General features: G+C 54.0%; 18 protein-coding genes and 2 tRNA genes. 7 read left to right on the top strand and 13 right to left on the bottom strand.

Translation table 11 applies throughout. The features are described 5' to 3' along the window. Positions 1–234 precede the first annotated feature (234 nt). Positions 235–319, bottom strand: a tRNA-Ser gene (locus HMPREF0576_RS08145). Positions 320–413: 94 nt separating this feature from the next. Between HMPREF0576_RS08145 and HMPREF0576_RS08150 the strand changes: the two genes are divergently transcribed. Both HMPREF0576_RS08150 and pyk read left to right on the top strand, forming a co-directional pair. Further along, positions 414–502 (top strand) — tRNA-Ser (locus HMPREF0576_RS08150). Between the two features lie 144 nt (positions 503–646). After that, positions 647–2068, top strand: coding sequence for a pyruvate kinase (gene pyk, locus HMPREF0576_RS08155; protein ID WP_004011446.1), 1422 nt, complete (start codon positions 647–649; stop codon positions 2066–2068). Between the two features lie 121 nt (positions 2069–2189). On the opposite strand, the gene HMPREF0576_RS08160 is transcribed toward pyk, so the two are convergent. The 3 genes from HMPREF0576_RS08160 to serS form a co-directional block, all read right to left on the bottom strand. Beyond that, positions 2190–3518, bottom strand: a complete 1329-nt coding sequence (locus HMPREF0576_RS08160; RefSeq protein WP_245527386.1) for an AGE family epimerase/isomerase — start codon at positions 3516–3518, stop codon at positions 2190–2192. A 177-nt stretch (positions 3519–3695) separates the two neighbouring features. Further along, positions 3696–4565, bottom strand: coding sequence for an HAD hydrolase family protein (locus HMPREF0576_RS08165; protein WP_004011448.1), 870 nt, complete (start codon positions 4563–4565; stop codon positions 3696–3698). Positions 4566–4611: 46 nt separating this feature from the next. Next, positions 4612–5901 carry a serine--tRNA ligase gene (serS, locus tag HMPREF0576_RS08170; protein ID WP_036324599.1) on the bottom strand — a complete coding sequence of 430 codons (1290 nt, stop codon included), beginning with the start codon at positions 5899–5901 and terminating at the stop codon, positions 4612–4614. A gap of 351 nt (positions 5902–6252) precedes the next feature. Between serS and HMPREF0576_RS08175 the strand changes: the two genes are divergently transcribed. Together HMPREF0576_RS08175 and HMPREF0576_RS08180 are read left to right on the top strand one after the other, a co-directional pair. Continuing rightward, entirely contained in the window at positions 6253–6861 is a 609-nt protein-coding gene (locus tag HMPREF0576_RS08175) for a hypothetical protein (protein WP_245527387.1), read from the top strand. A gap of 68 nt (positions 6862–6929) precedes the next feature. Further along, positions 6930–8996 (top strand): hypothetical protein, encoded by a 2067-nt coding sequence (locus HMPREF0576_RS08180; RefSeq protein WP_245527388.1) that lies wholly within the window; start codon positions 6930–6932, stop codon positions 8994–8996. A gap of 16 nt (positions 8997–9012) precedes the next feature. Here the strand turns inward: HMPREF0576_RS08180 and HMPREF0576_RS08185 are convergent, their stop codons facing one another. Beyond that, positions 9013–9822 (bottom strand): glycosyltransferase family 2 protein, encoded by an 810-nt coding sequence (locus HMPREF0576_RS08185; RefSeq protein WP_004007876.1) that lies wholly within the window; start codon positions 9820–9822, stop codon positions 9013–9015. A 128-nt stretch (positions 9823–9950) separates the two neighbouring features. Between HMPREF0576_RS08185 and pgm the strand changes: the two genes are divergently transcribed. Further along, on the top strand, positions 9951–11615 hold the full coding sequence (gene pgm, locus HMPREF0576_RS08190; RefSeq protein WP_004011453.1) for a phosphoglucomutase (alpha-D-glucose-1,6-bisphosphate-dependent): 1665 nt from the start codon (positions 9951–9953) through the stop codon (positions 11613–11615). Positions 11616–11636: 21 nt separating this feature from the next. Here pgm and HMPREF0576_RS08195 read toward each other — a convergent pair whose 3' ends face one another. From HMPREF0576_RS08195 to HMPREF0576_RS08215, 5 genes are all read right to left on the bottom strand, one after another. Continuing rightward, positions 11637–12368 (bottom strand): HNH endonuclease family protein, encoded by a 732-nt coding sequence (locus tag HMPREF0576_RS08195; RefSeq protein ID WP_231294079.1) that lies wholly within the window; start codon positions 12366–12368, stop codon positions 11637–11639. Further along, on the bottom strand, positions 12365–13186 hold the full coding sequence (locus HMPREF0576_RS08200) for a trimeric intracellular cation channel family protein (RefSeq protein WP_004008611.1): 822 nt from the start codon (positions 13184–13186) through the stop codon (positions 12365–12367). Before HMPREF0576_RS08200 ends, HMPREF0576_RS08195 begins: the two co-directional genes overlap by 4 nt. Before the next feature lie 174 nt (positions 13187–13360). Then, entirely contained in the window at positions 13361–14614 is a 1254-nt protein-coding gene (locus tag HMPREF0576_RS08205; RefSeq protein WP_004011454.1) for a VIT1/CCC1 transporter family protein, read from the bottom strand. A gap of 30 nt (positions 14615–14644) precedes the next feature. After that, positions 14645–15028 carry a hypothetical protein gene (locus tag HMPREF0576_RS08210; protein ID WP_004008609.1) on the bottom strand — a complete coding sequence of 128 codons (384 nt, stop codon included), beginning with the start codon at positions 15026–15028 and terminating at the stop codon, positions 14645–14647. A gap of 63 nt (positions 15029–15091) precedes the next feature. Then, entirely contained in the window at positions 15092–16057 is a 966-nt protein-coding gene (locus tag HMPREF0576_RS08215) for a hypothetical protein (RefSeq protein ID WP_245527389.1), read from the bottom strand. 101 nt (positions 16058–16158) lie between these two features. Here HMPREF0576_RS08215 and hrpA point away from each other — a divergent pair, with 101 nt between their 5' ends. Continuing rightward, positions 16159–19986: an ATP-dependent RNA helicase HrpA gene (hrpA, locus tag HMPREF0576_RS08220; RefSeq protein ID WP_004011456.1), complete on the top strand. Its 3828-nt coding sequence runs from the start codon at positions 16159–16161 to the stop codon at positions 19984–19986. 83 nt (positions 19987–20069) lie between these two features. On the opposite strand, the gene HMPREF0576_RS08225 is transcribed toward hrpA, so the two are convergent. Continuing rightward, a complete protein-coding gene (locus tag HMPREF0576_RS08225; RefSeq protein ID WP_245527390.1) occupies positions 20070–20996 on the bottom strand; it encodes a hemagglutinin in 927 nt (308 codons plus the stop codon). Between the two features lie 99 nt (positions 20997–21095). On the opposite strand from HMPREF0576_RS08225, the gene HMPREF0576_RS08230 reads away from it, so the two are divergent. After that, on the top strand, positions 21096–21764 hold the full coding sequence (locus tag HMPREF0576_RS08230) for a nucleoside/nucleotide kinase family protein (RefSeq protein ID WP_004011458.1): 669 nt from the start codon (positions 21096–21098) through the stop codon (positions 21762–21764). Positions 21765–21797: 33 nt separating this feature from the next. On the opposite strand, the gene HMPREF0576_RS08235 is transcribed toward HMPREF0576_RS08230, so the two are convergent. Both HMPREF0576_RS08235 and HMPREF0576_RS08240 read right to left on the bottom strand, forming a co-directional pair. Further along, positions 21798–23759: a cell wall-binding repeat-containing protein gene (locus HMPREF0576_RS08235; protein ID WP_004011459.1), complete on the bottom strand. Its 1962-nt coding sequence runs from the start codon at positions 23757–23759 to the stop codon at positions 21798–21800. Continuing rightward, positions 23756–24505 carry a hypothetical protein gene (locus HMPREF0576_RS08240; RefSeq protein ID WP_004008603.1) on the bottom strand — a complete coding sequence of 250 codons (750 nt, stop codon included), beginning with the start codon at positions 24503–24505 and terminating at the stop codon, positions 23756–23758. Before HMPREF0576_RS08240 ends, HMPREF0576_RS08235 begins: the two co-directional genes overlap by 4 nt. Positions 24506–24511: the final 6 nt, after the last annotated feature.

Genomic DNA, 24511 nt, shown 5'->3' on the forward strand with positions numbered 1-24511 from the left:
ATAAGTGTTGGAACACTGCCCGCGTAAAAACCATCACTACGCATTTTAAGATTTTCTGACCTGAAAATGACCCTAATCATGCCAGAATACACAGGGCAAGGGGGGTGTTTGTGGTGTTTCGCCTGAAACGACCAATCGTGGTCGTTTCTTAACGGCTCCACCGTTTTCGCGGCGGCTCATGCAAGCGTTGCTTGCTGCCGCCCGCGCTGGTGAACCGGGGGTTCGAATCCCTCGCGGAGGGCGAGGGATTCGAACCCCCGGTGAGTTTCCCCACAACGGTTTTCAAGACCGTCACATTCGGCCGCTCTGTCAGCCCTCCATGTGCGTTAAACGTGGTATTGATTCTATCAGGTGTGAGCTAAAGCGCCGACTTTTGGAAAATTCGATGAAATTTCGCTAGAGTTAAAACCCTTGGAGACGTGGCTGAGCGGCCGAAAGCGGCACCCTGCTAAGGTGTTAGGGGCTTTGCCCCTCGCAGGTTCAAATCCTGTCGTCTCCGCCAATCCCGCGTCACCTGGGGTGACGCGGGTCTTTTCACTCTACTTGACTGTCTCAGCTCTTCCTCTAGGGACGTCTGCCTCCTCAGTTCAATTGCAGATCGATAATTCCTTTCAGTTTTGCCGGAGATTCGAGATAGTCTTGGACTATGCGTCGTACCAAAATAGTCTGCACCCTCGGTCCAGCCACCAATTCGGAGGATCAGATTCGTTCCTTGATGCGAGCCGGGATGAATGTGGTGCGTATCAATCGTTCCCACGGCACTCAAGCTGAGGCGGCTGCGCAAATTAACTTAGTGCGCCGAGTTGAGAAAGAATTTGAATATCCTGTGGCTGTCCTGGTTGACTTACAGGGACCCAAAATTCGCCTGGGAACGTTCGTGAATGGTGTAGAAAATCTCCTTCCGGGTCAGGATTTCACCATTACCACCCGTGATGTCCCAGGGAATGCCAACATCGTCTCCACGACTTTCCAGGGGCTGCCCGGTGACTGCCATCCCGGTGACGTGCTCTTGATTGACGACGGTAACGTGCAAGTTAGGGTCACTCGCGTTGAAGGCGAGGACGTAGTGACAAAAGTTGAGGTACCGGGAAAAGTATCGGATCATAAAGGGTTGAACCTGCCAGGTGTGGCCGTCTCCGTACCGGCTCTTTCCGAAAAAGACGAAGACGACTTACGCTGGGCGCTGACCCAGGACGTTGACTATATTGCTTTGTCATTTGTGCGTAGGGCAGATGACCTGGATGACGTACACCGAATTATGGATGAAGTCGGGCAGCGTATTCCGGTTATCGCCAAAATTGAAAAACCCCAGGCTGTAGATAATCTACCGGGGATTATTCATGCCTTTGATGCCATTATGGTGGCTCGTGGCGACCTCGGGGTGGAAATGCCACTGGAGGAACTTCCCACCGTTCAAAAGAGAGCGATTGAATTGTGCCGTGCGGAGGCTAAACCGGTAATAGTGGCGACTCAAGTGCTGGAATCTATGATTCATAATGCCCGTCCCACCAGGGCAGAAGCCTCAGACTGTGCCAATGCGGTGTGGGATGGGGCTAGCGCGGTCATGCTCTCAGGCGAGACAGCGGTGGGCTGCCATCCCATTCAAGCCGTGGAAACGATGGCAAAAATTATCGAATCCGCCGAAGAGCTAGGTATGCGCCACTTCGCGAAACTTAAGGACGGCGACCTCGATTGGGAATCCATCATCGCGCGACATTCAGTATTGATTGCGAAGTCAACAAATTCTAAGTTCGTGGCGGCTTTCACAAATTCCGGAGCTACAGCTCACCGGCTAGCTCGGTTACGCTCCACGATACCTTTGTACGTGTTCTGCTACCACGAACGAGTCCGTCGTCGCTTAGCACTGGAATGGGGAATTCAAACCTATCCAATTAAGATGGCGCAGCGACTCTATCCGATGATTCATGATGCAGAAGATATTTTGCTCGAACGCGGTATAGCCGAACGAGATCAGGTTGCCGTGTTTGTCGGAGGTCTCCCCCCGGGGCAAGAAGGGAATACCAATTCTATCCGCTTGCACCGGGTCGGTTCCTACAAAGATGTTTGATTCCATTAATTGACGTGGTTGATGTAACTAACCCGCCGAAACGCAGCGAGATGCACAGCTTTTGCTGACCGGAACTGGTTAAAGCAACCGTGTGGCAGCTGGAGCGTAACGGTTAGAATGGCTATTCCCACAGAGCCTTGTGGTGTTCGGCGCTAAGCGGATGATCTAAATTACCTTGGGCAATGGCGGCAGCCGCGGAAGGGGCATTCGGCAAACGCGGGGTCAACAGCACACTCACTGAATGATAGATATCGGGGGCTCCGGGCCATACGGTGTCATCTGGGAGGTTATTGGCATTGAGCTCCCCGACCCAGTAGCCGTCAGCATGAATGACGTATCCCTCCAAATAGTCCCACCAACGGTAGTAAAGCTCAAAGTAAGGCTCCAGTTCTTCCGCAGTGGCGCCCTGTTCACGTAACGCAAAAGCTAGGGATACTACAGCCTGGAGAGCTTCCGTAAGTACCCAAGTAAAGCGTTGACGCATCAAAGCTTTACCGTGATAGTCCACGGTAAAGGAAATTCCACTGTGACCGTCCTTGCACCATGAATCGGCAGCTGTCCGGTCAAAAATCTCTCGTGCTACTTGCAAATAATCTTGCGGTGGTTCGAGACCGTTCTTTTGTAAAGCGGCAGCTACCTGGACAATTCTTCGTGACCAGCCAAAATTGTGCCCGACATTGATTCCATAGGGTCGGCGCGGGTCGGCAGGGGTGCCGACATTGTAGTTTCGATCCAGATTCCAATCTCCATCGAAGTGCTCTGGAACGCGCCAATTATTGTTTCGCGCTTGCTCCATGGCAAAAGAAACAATCCGTGCAGCTCGTTCAATCCACATTTTGTCTTGGGTGGCATCAGCTACGGAGAGGAATGCTGACACGGCGTGCAAGTTTGAGCTCATGCCGTGATAGTTCTCCATCTCAGAAAAGTCCCGATTAAAGGTTTCGTTTACGCGACCGACTTCTTCGTTCCAAAAGTACTTCTCTTCGACTGTGATAGCTTGCTTCAACAGCTCTTTAGCACTGCTGACATGGGTTAACGAGGCGGCAGCGGCAGCTTCTAAAAGGTAGGACATAGTTCGCGAGCTTTTCCGATTCCCTTCTGTACCCGCAGGAATACCGGGCGCATTTGTTAACTTTTGGTGTTCTTGAATCGGTTCAATCAACGAAAACCAGCCGTCATAATCAGGGTCTTTGAATGCGTTGCTGATGGATTGAATTCCGTGTTCGCATCGACGCAGAGAACCGGGGATTCCCAATAGCGACGCGATGGCGTAAATGTAGGTGGATCGAGCTGTTAAATCCAGCTCCACAGGTTTCGTATCATCCACGCTGCCGTCGCTACGAATGTACCCAAAACCGCCGTGAATGTAAGCATGTTGACCGTATTCCAGCACTGTTTGCATGTGATTTCCAAGCCAACGAACATGTTCCGTGGAATCGAATCTTGGCATTGCTAACCCTCCTCACGAGCCTTAGGTACAAAATTTTACCCGTTGCTTTGCAAGTTTTTCGGATTTTGGTTGAATCTGCAACAGTTTCAATGAAGTGTGAGGCGATAGCTCATCCCCGGCTCGAGCGACTCACAATCAATGCGTGTTTGATGGGCTACCGGAGGGACAGTAAGGGTTTTATAGTCCCATTACTTGCGCGAGAGCTTCCAGAACTGCGCCCGCACCTTCTTTAGTGTCCGGCAGGGTAGTGGCGGCAGCGGCGGATTTCACTTCGGATCGGGCATTTCCCATGGCTACTCCGTAACCAGCAGTCTGCAGCAGGGGAATGTCGTTACCTCCATCTCCGATGGCAATAGTGTGACCCAAGTCAACCCCTAAATTCTCACATACAGTGGTGAGGCCACGCCCTTTTGAGGTTCCCGGAGGATTGATGTCCAGCCAGGAACGCCACCCAATCGCGTGTTCCACCCCGGTAAAATCAATTCGCTTCACGGTCTGATGAAATTCCTCGTTGTGTAACCGGGGCTCACGAATCACCACTCGGGAGACTGGAGTCGCCAAAAGTGTATCGAGGTCTTGCACTTCCAGGGTTTCGCGCAGTTCTCCGGGCGGGAAACGCTTGGATACGCGAAAACCGAGAGGACTATCTTCCACGCCAATGCAGGCGTCGGGAAGAATCTGCAGCACCCGAGATACGATTGAGCGAGGGTCAAAAGTGTATTGGTTGGTCAGAGTGTAACCGTCAGCCCGCGTATAGTGACCGACCAAGGAGCCATTAGCGCTGGCAATCCAAGCGCTTTCCAGTTCCAGCCCCTCCACCACTGGCAGGGTGGCGGGAACGGAACGTCCCGTGGTGATGCAGATATGAACTCCACCAAGTCGGAGCCGATCGGCGTATTCCTTCACTTTTGGATAGATTTGCTGTTCAGGGGTGACAATTGTGCCGTCAATATCCAGAGAGACTAACACCTCGCGGGGGTTATCGGGCAAGCCCATCAACCCCATCGCGATGGCGTGACGTGTAACCTGCTCGGCATACTCGCCCAAAAAAACCTCCGAAATTGGGTTAATTCCTGATAAAAAGCTAAATCACCTATTTACCTGGTTTACTGATAGGCTCCAATACTTCCAATCCCCCGAGGTAGGGGCGCAATCCAGCCGGAACCCGCACGGAACCATCGGCTTGTTGATGGTTTTCTAAGATAGCCACAATCCAGCGTGTGGTTCCTAACGTCCCGTTCAAAGTGGCGCAGACCTGCGGTTTGCCTTCCGCGTCACGGTAACGAATCTGGAGGCGGCGAGCTTGGAAAGTCGTGCAGTTAGAGGTGGAAGTAACTTCCATAAATCGATTCTGGGTGGGCAGCCAAGCTTCGCAGTCAAACTTTTGCGCCGCACTGGAACCGAGATCCCCAGCCGCGGTATTGATAATCCGATAGGGCAGCTCCACCTTAGCGAGCATTTCGCGCTCCATGTTGAGCAGCTTTTGATGTTCCTCAACAGCGTCCTCCAGTTTGCAATACGAGAACATCTCGACCTTGTGGAACTGGTGGACGCGAATAATCCCGCGAGTATCTTTACCGTAGGAACCAGCTTCGCGCCTGAAACAAGCTGACCAGCCGGTGTAGCGTTTGGGACCGGCGGAAAGGTCGATAATCTCATTGGTGTGATAACCCGCTAGGGCGACCTCAGAAGTGCCGGTCAAATAAAGGTTATCGGCGGGAAGATAGTAAATTTCGTCCGAGTGTTCGCCCAGGAATCCCGTCCCACTCATCGTTTCTGGGGACACCATGCACGGTGTAATCATCGGGGTGAACCCGTGTGCAATCGCAGTGTCCAAGGCGGCGTTGAGAATAGCCAGCTCCAGGCGGGCACCCACGCCCTTCAAGTAATAAAAACGTGCTCCCGAGACTTTTGCACCCCGGTCAGTGTCGATGGCATCCAAGCCGATGCCCAAATCCAAGTGATCTTGTGGAGTGAAACCCTCCGCGGTGAAATCGCGAATGGGTGCGCCTTCTTGGCTCAGCACTTCATAATCGTCTTCGCCGCCGGAAGGCACCCCGTCCAAAATCAGGTTTTCCAATACCATCGCGGCTTTCTTGGCTTCTTCTGCGGCTTGATTAGAGGCTTCTTCCAGAGCTTTGACGTTTTCGCTCAGCTTTTTTGCTTGTTCCAGCAGAGCGGGGCGTTCCTCTTTCGAAGCACTGCCAATCTGCTTGGAGAAAGCTTTTTGCTCGGCGCGCGCGGTTTCAAAAGCGGTTAGCGCCGCCCGACGTCGTTCATCAGCGGCTAGGGCCTGGTCTACAGTCGCGGGGTCGTTGCCTCGAGCTAACTGAGAGGCTCGCATCGGTTCCGGATTGTCTTTCATGGCACGCAAATCAATCATGTTTAAAGCATAACCGTTTTGCGCCGCATCTTTAGGTAACATCGCTTCTCTGGTGAACTCACACAGCGTGACGGGAGATAACCTCTTTCATTTGGGCTGCCGTAGCGAAATCCAGAATTCACCTTAGCGGCGAAGATTTAAAGAGACTTCGTGAGGAAAGATTTCCGTGTTGCTTGCGCGCTGAATGCCCCGAACTGTCTTCGGTCGTGACTCGTAAAGGACGTCGCGCTTTTGTCCTGGGTAGTGATGTTTCGGGAAAAATTAGGGAAATTGAGTTGATAGATGTGGTGCTGACGGGCTGTTGTCTGCAAATAATCATCGTGAAACAGGGCAATTTCGACAAAAATCGGTATGATTTTAACCATGCAGACAAAAGCCAAGCCCCCTAGTGCGCCTTCGCGCCCGATGCCGGGTCGTACAGGTAACGGTGCGCGTAAACCGATTAAGCGTTCGTATAAACCGCTTCCCACTACGCGTTACCTAGTCGCTGGCTTAACCGCGATTATTGTCAGCATGGGCTTGATTGCCGGGGCGATGAGCTCGACCAACACTTTTGACACCAGACCTTGGGATCCATCTCAAGAAATGCACTGGGATCCGTTCGAGCATCACATGATTGCTGGTTTGGATGTGGGCTCGCTCAGTGAGGCGGGGCGTCGTACTTCGGAGGCGATTAAACCAAAGAAGGGCGCAACTCCTACAGAAAAGGATGCAACTTCTACAGAAACAAAGACACAGACGGAGCCGGAGAAAACTCCTGAGGCGGGTGCGTCAGAGTCGCCGGCGCAACCAGAGAATCCTTCTTCCACTGTGGTACAGACTTTTGCGGTTCCGGGAGCACCTCAGGAACCGACCGCGTCTGAAGCCCCTGCAGGACCCCCGCCACCCGTGGCAATGGGTCCCACTTCTAAGGACTTTCCAGTTGACCGGGTTCACGAGGTTGCGGTCCCAAAAGCATAACTACCGGTGCGTCTTCATCTGTCCCCAGTCTGGGGGGTGGCTTCGGTCCGGTTGGCATGGCTCCCCAAGTGAGTCGCGCACCTCTGTTAGTGTTGTTGGGCGCACAATGGCGATGGGATGACAATTCCCTGGCAGACTCCGAGTTACGTCAGCTCCTGGAAAGCTCTACGCGTGCGAATTCAGTGGTGCGTACCAAAGCAAATACCACTAATCCGACTGCCGGATTTCGTGCCTTGGCTACGGGAAACCGCATGGGTACGAGTGCAGACGGATGGAGCTTGGGCGAGGCAGTGCTAGACTCCGGCGCGAACTTGCGTCTATTTGGCGACGGAGCTGCGGCTGGAATGGGGTTTATTCATCCCGGTTCGTCTGGAACTAAGCTTCCCGATTCTCTGATATTTTCGCCTGCCGCAAGTTATCGCGGTGCAAGCCCGGAAGTATTTGCTGATTTACTCAGTCAGGTCATGTCTCCCAGCACGGTAGTTGTGGTCGACATGAGGGTGTTTCCCCGTCATCTCCAGGCTCAAGTACTCCGTGCCGCCTGGCAGCGCGGTGACGATTTGGGCTGGAACACTATCATCGCCTCAATAGCAGATGATAAACCGGCAACAAATAAAGAATCTGATGTTTACCTAATTGACAAATCTGCGCCCCAAAAAACTATTGTCCCGCGAGGAAATCCCAGACTGCAGGTGTTCGCGGCTCGCGGTCCGCAGTTCGGGGACGGGGGTGCGATTTCTGCTTCTACCCACCGGTCGGGATGGGTGCAAACTGCTGACTTAACTGCCACTATCTTGGATTATGTTGGTGCCGAAAAACCCATGTGGGTGCAAGGCTCCACCATCAGTACTGGGAATGCGGTCACCGTGAAGTTTCTCGCATCAGCAGCGCGACGAGCCGCAATGATTCGCAGCATCCAGATTTGGTTCCTTCCAAGTTTGGGAGTGGCAGTGGCGTTGCTGCTTATCGCCGCGGTTTGGACGTTGAATCGTCGCACTCATCCCCGGCTGGGCGAGAATTGGGCACAGCCCCGGATGTTACTGGGATTTTGGCGAATGACCGCAACCTTTGCCGCGCTTATCCCGGCAATGGCGTATTTGATGAATTTGGTGCCGTGGTGGGAACTCGGACCGGATGACACAGACGTAGCTGCCACCAGCTACCTGTGGCTAGGATGTCTGCTCCCGGTATTCCTGAGTGCCTTAGTAGTAATCGTCTGGAGTGCGCTGGGCTTAAATTCACTCCTCGGACCTCTCTTTATAATAAGCGTATCATCGCTGATAGTAGGGATACTTGACCCCTTAATTGGTTCCCCTATGGTGCTGGATTCTATTATGGGGCTGCAATCGACGGTCGGGGGGCGCTTCTTTGGCATTGATAATGTCATGTTCGCGGTCCTCGCCACCGGTGCGCTCACCTTGGCTACGGTCGTCTATGGGCTGGGAGAGGAACGCAAACAAACTAATATCTCGCAAAAGTCCTTAATATTAGTGTTGTCGCTCATGGCGAGTGCAATTGTTTTCTTAGATGCAGCACCGGGTTTAGGGGCAGATTTTGGGGGCACGCTGGCTCTGATTCCCGGTTTCGCCATCCTGTTCTTAAAATTCGACCGGAAACCTATCACAGTCCTGTCATCTGCGCTGATAGCCTTATCAACAATTTGTGTGGCAGCTATATTTGCTTATTTCGATTGGTTGCGTCCCGTTGCGGAACGGACCCATTTAGGTAACTTTATTGATACGCTCACTCAAGGTCGGGTGCTGCCGGTACTCCTCAACAAATCCACCATGGTGTGGAATGCGGGCTGGCCGGTATGGCTTATTATCTGCGTCATCCTGGCTATTTTGCTGGCTATGGGGATTATTTTGGCTCCGCTGTTCGCCAATATGCGCAATCCTTACCGCCGTGATTATGGCTGGTTATGGGGAAGTGTTGGTGCTAAACTCCATCCCGAAGGAATCACTTGGAATCACGCCGAAAGAGCCTTATTCATCGCATGGCTTACCACTATGGTGGTGGGAATGTTGCTTAATGATTCCGGAATTCTGCTGGGGCTGGCGGGAGCCGCCGTCATGTTCCCGGCGATTTTGGCTCAGGGATGTCACAAGTTTCTGATTGATCAACCTCAGCAATAACCGCCCAGTCCGGAGCTTATTTCAGGCAGTAAACCTCACCCGGCTGCTGTTTATTCGCTGCGGACAGGCGGAGCCGTAAGGGAGCTCGAACGTGGCGCACGAAGCGTGCCGCGGAGGCGAGAAACACGTCGCGGAATTGACTTAAACGGTGACGGTATCCTGCCATATCGTTGCCGGTTGCGCGATGTGTTAGGTCGCAGGGAACTTCTTGCACCGAGTAGCCCTTAACCAAAAGGTCGATGGTCATGCCAGTTTCCACCCCCCACTTATGAGCTAAGGGTAGGCAATCGAAAAAGGCTTCTGCGTTTAGGCAACGTTGTCCGGACAGTGGTTGGAGTGGCTCCCATCCCGTCGCCCAGCGAATAGCTCGACGCGATAAACCAGTCACAAAACCGTGACCGCCGGCACCGGCTTGGCGGGGCAGGGCAGCTATGGCGCAATCCGTACGCCCCTGCATCACGGCTTCGACCAGAGGAAAAGTCTGGGCGGCAGAATCTCCCAAGTCCGCGTCCAGGAACAGAATGAGTCGTCTCGGTCCATCCTCAGGGTCACGCATAGCCACGACCTTTGCGCCGGTTTCCATAGCGCTAGCCTTACCGCGGTTGACAGAATGGCGTACCACGACAGCACCGGCGCTGCGAGCAGCTTCACCCGTGTTGTCGGTAGACCCGTCATCAATTACGACAAATAAATCCGCTCGTGGTAGTGCCTTGGAGGCGCGAATTGTAGCGCCAATCGAATCGCCTTCGTCCTTGGCGGGGATAACCACCGCGACTTTCTGGTCCGGATGGGGAACGGCTGCGGCGGAGTTCTCGCTGTTTTCCATGTCAGTTTCAGGCACGTGTGCAATTTTAAGTCCTAATTTAGCCAAATGCGAGCTTTTAACACCCGAAGTTTATGGATTTTGCCAGCTAAATTCCCCTCTCAGTACGAAAATAATGAAACAATAAGGCTATGCATGCACGAGCTGGAAAACTTGCCAAACCGGAAGATCTCATCAATGTTGATGAAGTTATTGGTGCTTACTATGACCTGGAACCCGATGTAAACGAGCCTGCGCAGGCGGTCTCATTCGGAACTTCGGGTCATCGCGGATCATCTCTGGACCGGGCTTTTAACGAGGCTCATATCGTCGCTACCACGGCTGCGATTGTTGAATACCGTCAATCGCAAGGTTATGACGGTCCTCTGTTTATCGGTCGCGATACGCACGCACTGTCCGAGCCGGCATGGCGTACCGCTCTGGAAGTGCTCGCGGGTATGGAAGTGCGCACGCTCACGGATGCGCGCGATTCATTCACTCCTACGCCCTCCGTGTCTCACGCTATTCTCAAGGCTAATGGGGCGGGTACTCCGGGAGGAGTGCGGCTTACGGGTGCTGGTTTGGCTGACGGCATCGTCGTTACCCCTTCGCACAATCCACCTCGTGATGGTGGCTTTAAATACAATCCGCCCAGCGGGGGACCTGCCGATTCAGACGCGACTTCCTGGATTGCTAATCGTGCCAACGAGATTTTGCGTCAGGGGTGGCGTTCCGTACCGAGGAACCCGCATCCTGAACAATCGGATTTCATCGGAAAAACAGATTTTCTGCCGTCGTACGTTGACTCATTAATTGACGTGGTTGATGTGGAGGCAATTCGATCCGCAGGTATCCGTATCGGGGCTGATCCCCTGGGTGGCGCTTCGGTAGACTACTGGGCTGCCATTGCTGAACGCTACGGATTGAACCTGACGGTAGTGAACGAAAAGGTCGATCCGCGCTGGTCATTCATGACTTTGGACTGGGACGGCAAGATTCGGATGGATTGCTCTTCGCCTTATGCGATGGCTTCACTGCGCCGGGTGATGGAGGGCGGCTCGGCTCCTTACGATATTGCGACTGGAAATGACGCCGATTCTGACCGTCATGGCATCGTCACTGCCGACGGTCTGATGAATCCGAATCACTATTTAGCGGTGGCAATTGAGTATCTGTTTACGCACCGTCCCCACTGGGCGCAAAGCTGTGCCGTGGGTAAAACCCTGGTGTCCTCGGCATTGATTGACCGAGTAGTTGCCGATATGGGACGCAAACTTGTTGAGGTTCCCGTCGGTTTCAAGCATTTTGTGCCGGGATTATTGAAAGGAACCATTGGTTTCGGCGGTGAAGAGTCCGCTGGAGCATCTTTCCTACGCAAAGACGGTACGGTGTGGACCACTGACAAGGACGGTCTGATTGCCGCCCTGCTAGCATCCGAAATTCTCGCAGTCACCGGTAAGACTCCTAGCGTTCTGCACCAAGAACAGGTTGCTCGGTTTGGTGCCTCTGCCTATGAGCGGATTGACGCCCCCGCCACCAAGGCGGAAAAAGCTAAACTCGCGGCGTTGGTTCCGGAAGACGTTGCGGCTTCGACCTTGGGCGGGGAACCGATTGTAGACCGTTTGGTAAAGGCTCCGGGCAACCACGCACCTATCGGCGGGCTGAAAGTCACCACCGAGAACGCCTGGTTTGCCGCGCGACCCTCCGGTACCGAGGATATTTATAAAATCTATGCCGAATCATTTAAGGGTTCCGAGCATCTGCAGACTATTCAGGAAGAAGCAAAACAGGTAGTCGCCCAAGCTCTGGCGAAGTAAGCCGTGTTTCGGCGCAACCACCTAACATTTCGCGAGAGCAGCGAGTAACGCGGTTTTTTCCGGGGCGGTAACCGTCAGGTTCCATCGGTACTTGATGTCGATTTGCTGGCGGGCATAGGCGCAGCAAAAGTTACGGTTTGATGGCATCCAGGCATCAGCCGAGGCGTCGGATTTCTGTTGGTTCGCTGGTCCGTCTGCAGCTAGAAGTACGCTCGGATCGTTCGCGTAAGCCTCCCGCTGTGCTTTCGTCCAAGCCCAAGCCCCGGACTTCCACGCATTGCCTAACGCTACCACGTGGTCAATCTGAACTTTACGTCCCGGTGGCGTCTCAAATTGCATAGTTTTGCCGGTGTAGGGATCGTGGAAGGTTCCTCCGGTGAGTCGGCAAGGCTTGGCGCTATCGCTAAATCGTGGGGATTGAAAATCTCGAGCCAAAATGTCCGCTCTGGTATCACAACCGTTGCCGTCGGGATCCATCCATCCAGCTCCGAACAAATCTCGCTGATACCCATCGGGGCCTGCGTCTTTACGAACCTTCAGGGCACACAGTTCATGCAGAGAACCGCCGATAGTAGTGCCGTTGGTGGAACTGGAGGGGCAGCGTAATCCGGGGGTGGGAAAATTTGCCAGATTCGGACCTGCTCCAGGCCAGAGTGCCCACCAAACCAGTGCTGCGCAGCCAATCAAGACAACGTCGCCTACACTAGCCCGGCGTATCGGCTTTGATGACTCGAAATTAGAGAAAGCGCTCACTTCTCAAGTGTGGTGCCGGAGTCACCGTTATCGCTATCCTTTTCGGTTTCACCTGTGGAAAACTTGTTTTTCCACAACTTCTTTGTCTTAGCATCTGGATATTCTCCACGGGCGAGCTGGCGGGCTCGTTGCGCTGCTTTCCACTGCTGGTGTGTCATGGAAATTGTCCACTCGTGAGTTTCAGGAAGTACCCAGCGCCGCCAGGAAGCCAAAATGGTGAGGATGGAACCAACCAAAATCGCTGCCACCAAGCCGGTCATGGGGTAGCCGAGTTTATAGAAAGCAGCATCTGCGCTCGCGGCGAGGATTGCCGGAATGGCATAAAGGCTGCTTCCTCCAAAAACCATCGGCACATTGCCTGCGGCGATGTCACGTATCATCCCTCCGCCGATGGCGGTGATGACGCCCATCAGAATGGATGGAATCACATCGAAGCCCAAGCTCAATGCTTTTTGAGTGCCGGTGCCAGCCCAAATCCCCAGCACCAAGGCATCAAATAAAAGGAGGGTCCGACGTGACCACTTGCCATCAAATTTCCACAACCCTGCCACTAACGCTCCAGCCAAAGCCATAGTCAGATAAAATTTGTCAGTCAGGGCGACCGGAGGGGCATTATTCAGCATGAGGTCGCGGACGATGCCACCACCCAGCGCGGAAACAACCGCCAATACTCCGAATCCAACCAGGTCGAAATGCTTTTGACGAGCCAGTCTGCCTCCGAGGATGCCATTGAGTAAAACGCCGGTAATGTCTAGAGCTCGAAACATATCGGGCAAGAGACTGCTGAAGGAAATTTGCGCTAATACAGTATTGGTCATGGGAAATAAAACGACGCTGCAGGGAAATACGGCACTTAGCATCCCAGCATTTTACCCGAGACGCGACGAAAGTTTTTCTAATAACCGCCAACATTACGAATCTAAGCTGCTGGGTCGAAAAAATCTTATTTTCTTAATCTGATACCGGTTTGATAAACCGGGACTCGACCAAACCTACAAAGACAATGCGCCGCCTGCGGCGAGACCTAAGAGGTAAGTGACGACGGCGGCACCTATACCGATAGCAGCTTGTCGCAAGGCTCGCAAAAACGGCGGTTTTCCGGACAGAATACCGATGGTCCCGCCAATCATCAACAGAATGAGTCCAACCAGGACGACCGCGGCGCAAATAGCGGGAATTCCGCTGAATCCCAGGAGAAAAGGAATCAGGGGTACGAACGCTCCGAGAGTGAAAGCCAGGAAAGAGGACACGGCCGCCTGAGATCCAGAGCCAATGGCTTCCAGCTCGCTAGTGGGAGCATTATCAAAGGCTAATGCGAAAGTATTGTCTGCTATTTCTGTGGGGCTATCGGTTGACGTTCTTGACGCACAAGGGGTGGTGGTGTCGTTTCCTGCCGGAGTTTTTTGGTACGGATATTCGTCTCCTTGACCAAGGTCCTCGGGGCAGTTGGGAGAAACCGCTTTAGAGTGCGTGCGTGACTGCAGCTGTGCATCAATGGTTTCCAACGCTAAAACCGCGTGCATGGCAGCGTCTTTGGGATTTTCACCACGAGCCATGAACAGAAGTTTTAGCTCGTTAGCGGCACGATCCAACATGGGCAGACGTTGTTTCACATCTGGGTTGGGCAGTGAAGATTCCAATAACTCGCGTTGAGATGTGATGGAAATGAATTCACCCGCACCCATTGACAGAGCACCTGCCACCAATCCCGTCAGTCCCGTGACCAAGACTATTGATACCGGCACTCCCGTACCCGCAATACCCGCCACGAGAGCGAGATTGGAAACTAACCCATCATTGATTCCGAAAACCATAGCGCGAGCTCGCCCGGAAAAACGGGCTCGGGAGCGGGCTGCTAAAGCGCGCACCACCTCGGAATGTAGATGCTCGTCCGCTGCCATTTGCGGGGTGGCGTCGGCATCGACATCGTAAGTGCCACGTTCTTCGGAACGCTGCATCATCGCCAAGACGAAAATCGATCCGATTTTGATTGCCAGCCCTTGCAACAGCCTAATGTACCAGGGACTGTGTGGGGCAGGCTCAGCGTAGGGACCGAGATGTGCCAGCCAGTAATTCTCATGACGCTTTTCGGCATCTGCCAGCTCTAACAGAATCTCGCGATTCATACCGTGGCGTTTTTTAGCGATGGCACGGTAGATTTTAGCTTCGTCACGTTCCTCGGCGAGATAGCGTCGCCAGCGCTTAATTTGTTCCGGCGTGGGGTCGGGGAGGCTGTGTGCGTTCATGTACTGTGTTAGTCTCTCCACCGGCTCGGACTAGGCAACGATTTTTCCATCAATAATGACGTGACCATCTTTATCTCGGGTAACACCGTCTTTATCGGTTGATGTAGTTGACGAGTGAGGAGAACCACTCGCGGTTCCTTCAGTATTGGCAAACCCTGCCCAAGAGACGTTGCCTCCCGCATTTAACTGGCTTTTAAGGTTTTCAGCCAACTTGTCGACGAGTTTAGCTCCCTGCGTGCGCAAGATGTCGTTTAATTTTTCTGCGGCTATCTTGCGAGCGTCCGTGACACTTTCGGAATTAGCAATTTTGGCTGCAAAGCCTTTCACGTTGCTGAATTGCTTTTCATTCATCCGCAATGCCAATGCAGCTCCAGCCCCCAAACCAGCGAGAAACAGCCACTTGCCCTCAGACATTGCACACACCTCCGAAAAACTTCGCGCAACAATTCTACTGTTTGCCAACCTTTCGCGCCAAAGCTAGACCGGAAGAGAAGTGGCTTTTCCGGCACGAGACAGTACATCAGCTACGAAAGCAGAAGCCACTGTGGTCTTGCCCTGGGTCAGAGCGCTAGCCAAATCAAGAGCTTCCAAAATCTTAGCCTGAGCTCCTGCCAAGCGAGTTTTGGCGACAAAATCTAGGTCCTCGCGCAGTGGCAGCGTGAGGGATTCCAAACCGAAATCCCCTGCGATTCCCACGACCACTTCTGATTGACTGGGCAATTTAGCCCGCATCAACACCAGGGTTTCCAAGGCGGCTTCCAAATTGGTTCGCTCGCTGCTTTTGGCGTCAATAATTTTGCCGACTACGCGCTGAGCCGCCAGATATTTCAGCTGTTCACGCCGTGGCTGGGTGCCGTTGAGAAGGTCTAGCGAGACGGTTTCGAAAGCGCTGATAATCCCGTGATTTTGGGAATGCAGGGTTCCGGGCAAAACACTTAATCCCGGATGCAGACCAGCGTCAGCGGCGTGTTGGGCAATCTGGATTAGTTGCGGATTCAGGTTTTCTCCTCGCACCTCAATTTCGATGCCGTACCAGCCATTATCCGCCAAGCGTGACAGCAGTGTGGCGCAAGTTTGGGGATTCTCCAGAACTTCCGGGGCGCTCACTTCGGCGCGCAAAGCCCTGCTCAGCTGGAGAGACGCATCGTCCAAACAAAAAAACTCAGACCATGAATCTGGGGCAGTAACGGGAATCCTCACCCCGATTTCGCCGCGTTGAGCAGGCACTCCGAGCTGCAGTTCCAGGCGTATGGCAGTGGCAAAAGCGGAGCTAACATACACGGTGTCGCCCAAGGTTTGACTTAAAAGTTTGGCGTTTTGCCACGGCAGAATAGGCACCTGAACCGGGAGGAATTGGGAAAAATCCGAGGTGGGAACGAGTGGTGCGCGTAAGCTGGCGGCATCGGACGGTTCCGGGGTGTGGTTCGGCGTCGGGTTACTCACGTCCCTATTCTCTCGCATTTCAGGGCTGTTGCGGAGTAACCTGGAAAGGTTGCCCGCTGTTAGGTGAAGTTTGTGTCGTCCTTGCCTAAAATGAGTGAGTTATGTCCCTAGAGTTGTCCTATCCTTCCGATTTGCCCCTTAGCGAGGCTCGACCGCGGATTCTGGCTGCACTGCGCCAGCACCAAGTAGTCGTTATCAGCGGGGCCACCGGGAGCGGTAAGACCACACAATTGCCGAAAATGTGCCTGGAAGTCGGCAGGGGCACGCGGGGCATGATTGGGCACACCCAGCCCCGCCGTCTGGCAGCCCGGACCGTCGCTTCGCGAATTGCCTCTGAATTGGGTCAATCACTAGGCTCCACGGTTGGCTACCAGGTGCGGTTTCGCCAAACCTTGGGTCCCGAGACGCAAATTAAACTGATGACTGACGGGATTTTACTGGCAGAAATCAGCCACGATCCGCTGCTGAAACAATACGACGCACTGATTATTGACGAAGCTCACGAAAGGTCTTTGAACATTGACTTTATCCTGGGCTATTTGCAGCGCCTAGTAGTGAAACGTCCTGACCTGTTGGTGATTATTACTTCTGCCACCATTGATTCCGAACGCTTCGCCACGGCTTTTGGTCCGGATACCCCCATTATTGAAGTTGCGGGTCGAACGTATCCAGTAGAGGTCAGGTACCGTCCATTGGTTGACATAGATGACGGTGAATCGGGTGCGGGTGACGACTCTGAGGAGACTTCCGCGATAACGGAACCCGGGGAGATCGACCAAGTTACCGGCATCTTGCGCGCTGTGGATGAACTTTGCTGGGAAGGTCCGGGCGATATTTTGGTGTTTTTAGCGGGAGAGCGTGATATTCGCGACACTGCCCAAGCCCTGCAGGGACATTTGGGGCGCCGTTACGTGGCTCCCGGTCAGCGGACCTCAGTTCCGGGAGCAGTGGAAGTGTTACCGCTCTATTCTCGGCTCAGCGAGACGGAGCAAAAGCGCGTTTTTGCCCCGCATCCATACCGGCGGGTCGTTCTCGCCACGAACGTGGCTGAAACTTCCTTAACCGTTCCGGGCATAATTTACGTGGTTGACCCTGGTGTGGCGCGAATTTCCCGATACTCAAACAAGACTCGCGTGCAGCGTCTGCCTATTGAACCCATTTCGCAAGCCTCTGCCAATCAACGGAAAGGGCGCTGCGGACGAGTAGCTCCGGGGATATGCATACGCCTGTATTCCGAGGCGGATTTCTTGTCTCGTCCCGCTTACACCGAGCCTGAAATTCAGCGAACTTCTCTGTCCTCGGTGATTCTGCAAATGGCAGCCTTAGGATTGGGTGAAGTCGCGGATTTTCCTTTCCTGGATCCGCCCTCGCCCCGCTCCGTTACCGATGGGGTGACGGAACTCAGCCAGCTGGGAGCGTTGGATACCCGCCAGAAGCCCGCTCGACTGACCCGTCTGGGGCGCAAACTTTCCCGGTTCCCTCTCGACCCGCGCTTGGCTCGCATCCTTGTCGAAGCGGATCATCTCGGAGTCATCGACCTCGCGGTCGTGGTCGTGGCGGCGTTGGCGATGCAAGACGTGCGGGAACGACCCACCGAGCGCAGAACTGAGGCTGACCTCGCTCACGCTCGTTTTGAAGACGAGCGTTCGGATTTCTTAGGTTATCTGAAACTCTGGAGTTTCCTGCAAGACCGCATCGAGATGCTGTCTGCCAGCGCATTCCGCCGGTTGTGCAGCCGGGAGTTCTTTCATTTTCTCCGGGTACGCGAGTGGATTGACCTGGTGGCGGAACTTCGTGGAATGTGCCGTGAAGTTGGGATAAAAACTAAAGAAATCACAGAAATAAACCTTGACCAGGTTGACGTTGAGAGACTCCATCAAGCCATTTTGAGCGGAATGCTCACCCAAATTGGATTCTGGTCAGAGACGAAACGGGAATATCGTGGGGCACACGGAACCAGATTCGTGGTCTGGCCGGGTTCGGGACTGAGTCACAAGCACTACGACTGGGTTATGGCTGCTGAGTTGGTGGAAACATCGCGACTGTTTGCCCGGACAGTGGCAAAAGTTGAACCCGAGTGGATTGAACGGGCGGGACGCTACCTGTTGACACGGACATATTTTGATCCGTACTGGTCCACACGTTTTGGATGCGCCATGATTCACGAGCGCGTCAGCCTGTTTGGGATGGTTCTCAGCGCGGATCGTTCCCTTCCGTTAACGTCTTTGCGCGATACTGTGGTGGAAGGGACGCCGGCCCGAACTCTGGCGCGGGAATTGTTTATTCGTCATGGAATTGTGCGCGGGGAATGGCGTTCTGTCTATCCATTTAGACAGGAAAATCAGCGCCGATTAGAGATGGCTGCCGAAGCGCGACGGCGACGCCAAATTCCCGGCGAAGTTGATCCTTATTCCTTGGAGAAATGGCTGGAGACACGCATTGACCCCGCCGTTACCTCCGGAGCCGCTTTCGAGGCGTGGTGGAAAGATCAGCGCCTTAAACATCCCGATTGGTTGGAATATCCCTGGGATTTATTGGTCCCAGATAACGGCGAAAATGCCGATCAATTTCCCGATTTTTGGCAAGCTGGTGAGCACTTGTTGCCACTGGCATACACGTTTTCGGGCAAACGCGGACCGACCCCGGAAGCGGCTAATCGCCGCAACGCGTCCGGTTCAAAAGGGAAAAAATCGCAGAAAAATACCGAACGCGAGATTGACACGGTTGACCTTCCAGAGGGAGTCACCATCATCATTGACGAGGCAATCTTAGAGTCTGTAAATTCCCAAGGCTTCGACTGGCCGATTCCCGGAGCCCTGCGTGATTACCTTTTGACCTGCGTCAAAGCCCTGCCTAAAGCTGTGCGGAAGTACGTCGTGCCCGCGGCAAACTTTGTGGACGAAATCTTGCCTCGCTTTGAGCAGTTTGTAAACGAGCCGCCTCAGGAACGACCGAACTTTGACGAGATCTTTGCCCAGGGCGTGACCGCGGTTCGCCACGTCGACCTAACCGAAACGGACTTGGTCGCCATGCATGCAGCTATGGAAGAAAGCCAGCGAAACCATTTCGCAATCGTGGGTCGCGGTGGAAAAGTTCTGGCGTTGGGGGATGACTTTCAAGCTCTACGTGACCGTTTAATTGTGAAAACTACGCAAGAACAAGGCAAAGTCTGGGCGCAACAGGAAGCCGAAAAAGCCAAAGTCGAGCGACCCAGAGATTTTGCCCAGCAGCTCAGTCAAGCACTGTGCCTCACGGAGACGCGAGTGTCGACTCGGTGGCGAGGGGCAGAAGCGGCGGCTCTAGCAGCGTCTCCCTACCCCTCCACTTCTGCCTTGATTGCTGCGGCGCAAAACGCGGCGGGCCGAGCTCTGGTGGAAGAATACCTGGCGGAAGGGCATCCTCTCACAGATGATAGCGACCTAGCCAAGCTGCAAGAATGGGCTATTGACCGCTACGAGGACCAGGTTTATCGAATTCTGCAAGCAGTTGTGTCCGCGATGCAATCACAAGGTGAACTTGAACAGCAGTTAAGAAATGCTACGGGTTCCTCACTAACTGCCACAAAAGCAGATATTGTAAACCATGTAAACCAATTGGTTGGCGGTGACTTCCTGGCGAGGACTCCTGCCAAATGGCTGCCCCAGCTGGCGCGTTATCTACGCGCGGATACTTTGCGATTAGACAAAGCTCGACGTAACTCTGCAGGTGACACCCAGTTAGCAGCGCGTTTTGCAGAAGTTTCCACGGCCTTTGACGCGGTGGCGGTGGCAGTGAAGGCGCGACCCTTTAACGCTGAGACGCATCGCCGTTTACAGGAACTGCGTTGGCTGCTGGAGGAGTACCGGGTCCAGACTTTTGCGCAGCAGCTGGGCACCATTGAAAAAGTCTCCGCTAAACGTATAAATAAGCAAATCTTGGCTCTTAAATAAGCAAATCATCCCGCTCTGCCCCAAATTAAAAACAGTGCATCATTAATTCCATAAATGCTTACTACCTGCACAAAGAGTCTTATCTAACGACGTGAATCCCCGAACCATCTTTTGAATAGGCTGTAAAAATTAGCGTTTCCGTAACTGGAACATTCCCCAGGGTTTCCACTCAGCAAATCAGCATCTGGCTGATACGGCGTGTAGTTGTACAACGCCGCGGTGGCCTGATTAGCCAAAACCACCGGAGCTGAGCCGCAGCTCGCTTGCGGGGAGTAAGGAATATCATTGGTTATCCCGGTGTGGAAAGGAAATTGCGCGGGGTTTTGCCGATACCGCTGAAACTGAGCCGCAGCGTAATAAACCTGAGTTCCAAAACCGAAATATTGCGGGTCGCAATCCGCGCCATCGGGGCAAGCAAAGCCTGTTGCTACCTCGTAGCTGCGCGGGGACAATCTTTCGCCAGACGCGGTCAGCAGCCCCTGTTCCTTTTGCAACAACACCAGCAGCACTTGGGGATTGATTTTGCACGATTGGGCGGTTTTATAAATGATTGCACCCGCTGATTCCCCTGGTGCCCCTTGATAGCCTTCGCAGCGTGAGGAAGCGGGAATGTCCATAGTGTCCTCGGTATAGTCCGCTAGGCAGGGCGCGGAAAGACTCACACACCCGGCATTCTGGTTGCGGATAAAGTTCTCTATGTCCGCTTGGGTCATGGATTGATAATCATAGAAAACCGTGTCGGAGATGATGTTTCCAGGGTCAAAGCCAGACAGGTCCAGCGCAGGAGCTACCGGTCCAGTCGCCGTTGGGGTAGTCGGTTGCGCCGTATTGGCAAAGAGATGAATTCCTGCTGCCGTCAGAGCACCACCCAAACCGAGCGCAATCAAGGCTATTCCCAAGATTGCTAACAGAGTGCGAAAGGCTCCACCTTTGCGTGGTTTTACCTGTATATAAGCGTTCGTGGGCGGGTAACTCCTCGAGGAGTGACGCGAGGGCATTCTTGCGGACACCTCATCATCGTAACCTACCTGCCGGGATGGAGCGCGGGGAGGGGCTGTTAGACTGAGGGTTAGCGAATTCATTTCAATTGAAGCGAACCGAGGATACACATGGTCCAGACTTTCTCCGGCACCCTAGATGAATTGCTCAGCGATTTGGCTACGGAACTAAAAGATTTGTCTGATAACGGACGTGTCTTGCGGATGGTGGGCTTCACCGGCGCTCCCGGAGTCGGAAAGTCTGAAGCCGTCACCAGACTCACGCAGCTGCTGGACGGATACGTCAGGGGTACGCAACCGCTGCTAGCAGGCATTATTCCGATGGATGGATTCCACAAGTCAAACGAAGTCTTGCAAGCAGAGGGGCTTAGTGAATATAAGGGGCGTCCGGATACCTTCGATGTGGTGGGCTACCTGATGGCTTTGGATCGGGCTCACGATGCCAAAACAGTCGTGTACGCGCCCGGATATGACCGTCAACTCGGTCAGGCTGTCGCGGCGCGTTACAAGGTAGAGCGAGAAGGTGTGGTGCTTACGGAAGGTAACTACTTGGCGCTGCAAGACGGAGCATGGTCCTTGGTTCGTGAGGCGATTGACCTGCTGATTTATTTGGATGTGCCGCCGGAAGTGACACAGACCCGGTTGGTTGCTCGGCATACACAGCACGGCAGAACGCCGGAACAGGCGCTCGCGTGGGTACAGCGAGTTGACGAACCAAACCGGCTGTTGGTTCAGAGCTCGAAAGCGCGGGCAGACCGTGTCTGGAACCTGTCCGAATGAGTGAACCAGGTTAACTAATTACTGCATGATTGGCTAGTGTAAACCTGACTTAGTAGCAGCTACCACAGCGTCAACCGTATCGGGGTGCACCGCTTCCAAACCGCCCAGAGCGATAATCGTGTTGGGATGCAAGCTGCCCAGATAGTTCGCTACCGGAGCGGGAGCTTGGTTAGTACGGGAGGGCACCAGCAAAACTGGACCATCTCGCAAAGCTCCAGCCACCAGAGCATCGGCGAAGTTATCGCCGCGAGCAATGTAAGCCACGTAATCACTCGAAATCGGTGAACCGGTCTTGTCCTGCCGTGCTATCGCGGGATAGGCGTAAGCCGCGATAGTCGCAGCGGTGCCGTAGCGATCCGCCCCAGCCAGACGAGAGACGCTAGCTCCCGATTCTGCTGCGATGGTAGTCAAAGCTTCCTGGGGGAGGGCGCCGGGTCCACCCAAGCCAACCACTTCGGAAATATGCAGGTCAGATACTTCAGAAGCGACGTACTTCCACGTTTCGGGGTCGCTTGGGTTGACCATCAACACCGGTCCATCGCTCAGAGTACCGCCCACGACTGCATCGGGAGAACCGGTACCGTCACTGCCCACACCATCGGCAATATAAATCCGCTTGGCACCTTGTGGGAATGCTTGGTGAGAGATTGCGATAGCCGTGGCGTAGCGGTCTGGACCGTAAATCCGCGAAGTCTCACGTCCCTGTGCCGCAGCTGCCAGCACTTCGTCGGGAATCGCTCCGGGCCCGCCTAAAGCCACTACCGTTTTGGCTTGCAGACGGTTGATTTCTGCGGTGAGGGTAGCCGGGAGCGGACGGTCAACCGGAACCAGCAATACTGGTCCATCAGTCAAAATCCCGCCTGCTAGGGCATCAATAGGCTTATCGGAACGAGCCAGATAAACCCGATCAGAACCACCGGCAAAAGCCCGCGCAGAGATTCCCACGGCGGTCTCAGCGCGGTCAGCTCCCGAAATCCGCAGCGACGGAATCGCGCTGGCAGAACCAGTGGAACCGAACCAAGAGGTAAAGAAGCGGTAGAAATTGCGGTTTCCGTAGCTGGAACACTTGTCGCCCAGACCACCCCCAGCCGCTAGAGCCGCTGCATTCGGCGTGTACGGAGTGTAGTTGTACAGCCCTGCCGTAGCCTGGTTTTCAATGAAAACTGGAGTAGTTCCGCACTTGTAAGAGCCATCTGAGTTCCGTGACGGGTGATACAGCAGATTATTGACTCGCCCAGCACGATGACGGAACTTTTCCGGGTGATGCTGGTAGTAGTGAAAACGGTGTGCCGCTCGATAAAGCTGGTTAAAGAACCCGTAGTACTGGGTGTTGCACGGAGCAGTGTCCGGACAACCGTACCCCATGGCCTTCTGATAGTTAGACAGTTTCAAAGACTTTCCGGAACGAGTCAACAAGCCCTGTTCTTTTTGCAAGGTGACGAGAAGAACCTGCGGATTGACTTGGCAAGCCTGGGAAACCTTCCAGATAATCTGGGCGGCGCTTTCCCCTACGGCTCCTTGATAAGCTGCCGGGCAATAGGCGTCTGCGGGACGATCCGGGGTACTTTCCACATAGTCTTTCAAACAAACAACGGTGACAGGTTGAGGTTCACCATTAGGACCAGGAACGGTATCAACACCTGGCACGCAGGCACGTCCTTGTGTGTTCAAGAACTGCTGAATCGCGTTGGGGTCCATGGTGTTGGGGTTGTAAAAAACTTCATCGGAAATAATCATTCCGGGGTTAAACCCTACGACCGCGGAGGTGGGCTCGGATTCCACCGTGGGGGTGGTGTCCGAATCCTGTCCGTATGCCGGGCTCAAACCGGAACCGGCGAAAACCAGACCTGCCAGCGCGGAAACTGCTAAGCAGGTACCACCCAAAAGACGAAACAGGTGTCGTTCGCCGTGAAGTTTTTTCACTTTTGCCTCCCAGTGGAATCGAAAAAACAGACTCGCGACAACTAGGATACCTTTTCGCGCGGAAAACCTCACGAAAAGGTCTTGGATTTGACCATTCGGTCCGCTAGCTCCATGACATGATTCCAGGTGCCACGCAATTGACGCTGCGCCGCGGCGGAAGGCCAGATTCGTCCAGCGCGACGTTCTCGCGCTACCCATTGACAGTAATAAGCCACGGTAGCGCCCTTACCAGTGTCATGGCAGTGCGTTAAAAATTCGGCACCAGCACGCAGGTAAGTCTCATCGGTGAACTTTAGTGAGCCCCGCGAACGACCTCGTTTGGAGGTCATCAGTCCCATGTTGCGCAGTGCATCGTTCCACGAGCCGCCACACCGCTTGGTGATGGTTTGGCAGGTCGGGGGCCAGCGCACCATGCCCTGCGAAGAATACACCCCCCGGCTGGTGATGTCCTGGGTACGCAGACGTTCATAGACCGCAGCGGGGATGGTGGTTTCCTGGTGATCGCGGGCACGCTTCTTTGCCAGCACGATACGCGGCCAGACCTCGTCAAGAGAGGGAAAAATATAGCTTTCCTTTTCCGCGCCGAGTTCTTTGTCTGTCGCCTGCTGGGTCTTAACGACTTCGCATTCGTCAGCCAACACCTGAGCCAGCTCAGTCTTCATTTGAGAATCAATCTTTAACTTGGCTGCCCAGTATTCAATCATATCGGCTGGGAACCGTTTCAGCTCACGGTCGATTTCGTCCTGATAACGCAGAGAAAGCACATACCACAGACCGGCTTCCACGGCCGCTTGGGACAAGATAATTTGGCGAGACAAGAATTA

The sequence above is a fragment of the Mobiluncus holmesii ATCC 35242 genome, from assembly GCF_000185445.1.
Taxonomy (GTDB): domain Bacteria; phylum Actinomycetota; class Actinomycetes; order Actinomycetales; family Actinomycetaceae; genus Mobiluncus; species Mobiluncus curtisii.

Excerpts from the sequence above, each read along its gene's own strand:
- pyk (WP_004011446.1), top strand. The coding sequence starts at position 647 with ATGCGTCGTACCAAAATAGTCTGCACCCTCGGTCCAGCCACCAATTCG.
- HMPREF0576_RS08160 (WP_245527386.1), bottom strand. The coding sequence starts at position 3,518 with ATGCCAAGATTCGATTCCACGGAACATGTTCGTTGGCTTGGAAATCAC.
- serS (WP_036324599.1), bottom strand. The coding sequence starts at position 5,901 with ATGATTGATTTGCGTGCCATGAAAGACAATCCGGAACCGATGCGAGCC.
- HMPREF0576_RS08175 (WP_245527387.1), top strand. The coding sequence starts at position 6,253 with ATGATTTTAACCATGCAGACAAAAGCCAAGCCCCCTAGTGCGCCTTCG.
- HMPREF0576_RS08185 (WP_004007876.1), bottom strand. The coding sequence starts at position 9,822 with ATGGAAAACAGCGAGAACTCCGCCGCAGCCGTTCCCCATCCGGACCAG.
- pgm (WP_004011453.1), top strand. The coding sequence starts at position 9,951 with ATGCATGCACGAGCTGGAAAACTTGCCAAACCGGAAGATCTCATCAAT.
- HMPREF0576_RS08200 (WP_004008611.1), bottom strand. The coding sequence starts at position 13,186 with ATGACCAATACTGTATTAGCGCAAATTTCCTTCAGCAGTCTCTTGCCC.
- HMPREF0576_RS08205 (WP_004011454.1), bottom strand. The coding sequence starts at position 14,614 with ATGAACGCACACAGCCTCCCCGACCCCACGCCGGAACAAATTAAGCGC.
- HMPREF0576_RS08210 (WP_004008609.1), bottom strand. The coding sequence starts at position 15,028 with ATGTCTGAGGGCAAGTGGCTGTTTCTCGCTGGTTTGGGGGCTGGAGCT.
- hrpA (WP_004011456.1), top strand. The coding sequence starts at position 16,159 with ATGTCCCTAGAGTTGTCCTATCCTTCCGATTTGCCCCTTAGCGAGGCT.
- HMPREF0576_RS08230 (WP_004011458.1), top strand. The coding sequence starts at position 21,096 with ATGGTCCAGACTTTCTCCGGCACCCTAGATGAATTGCTCAGCGATTTG.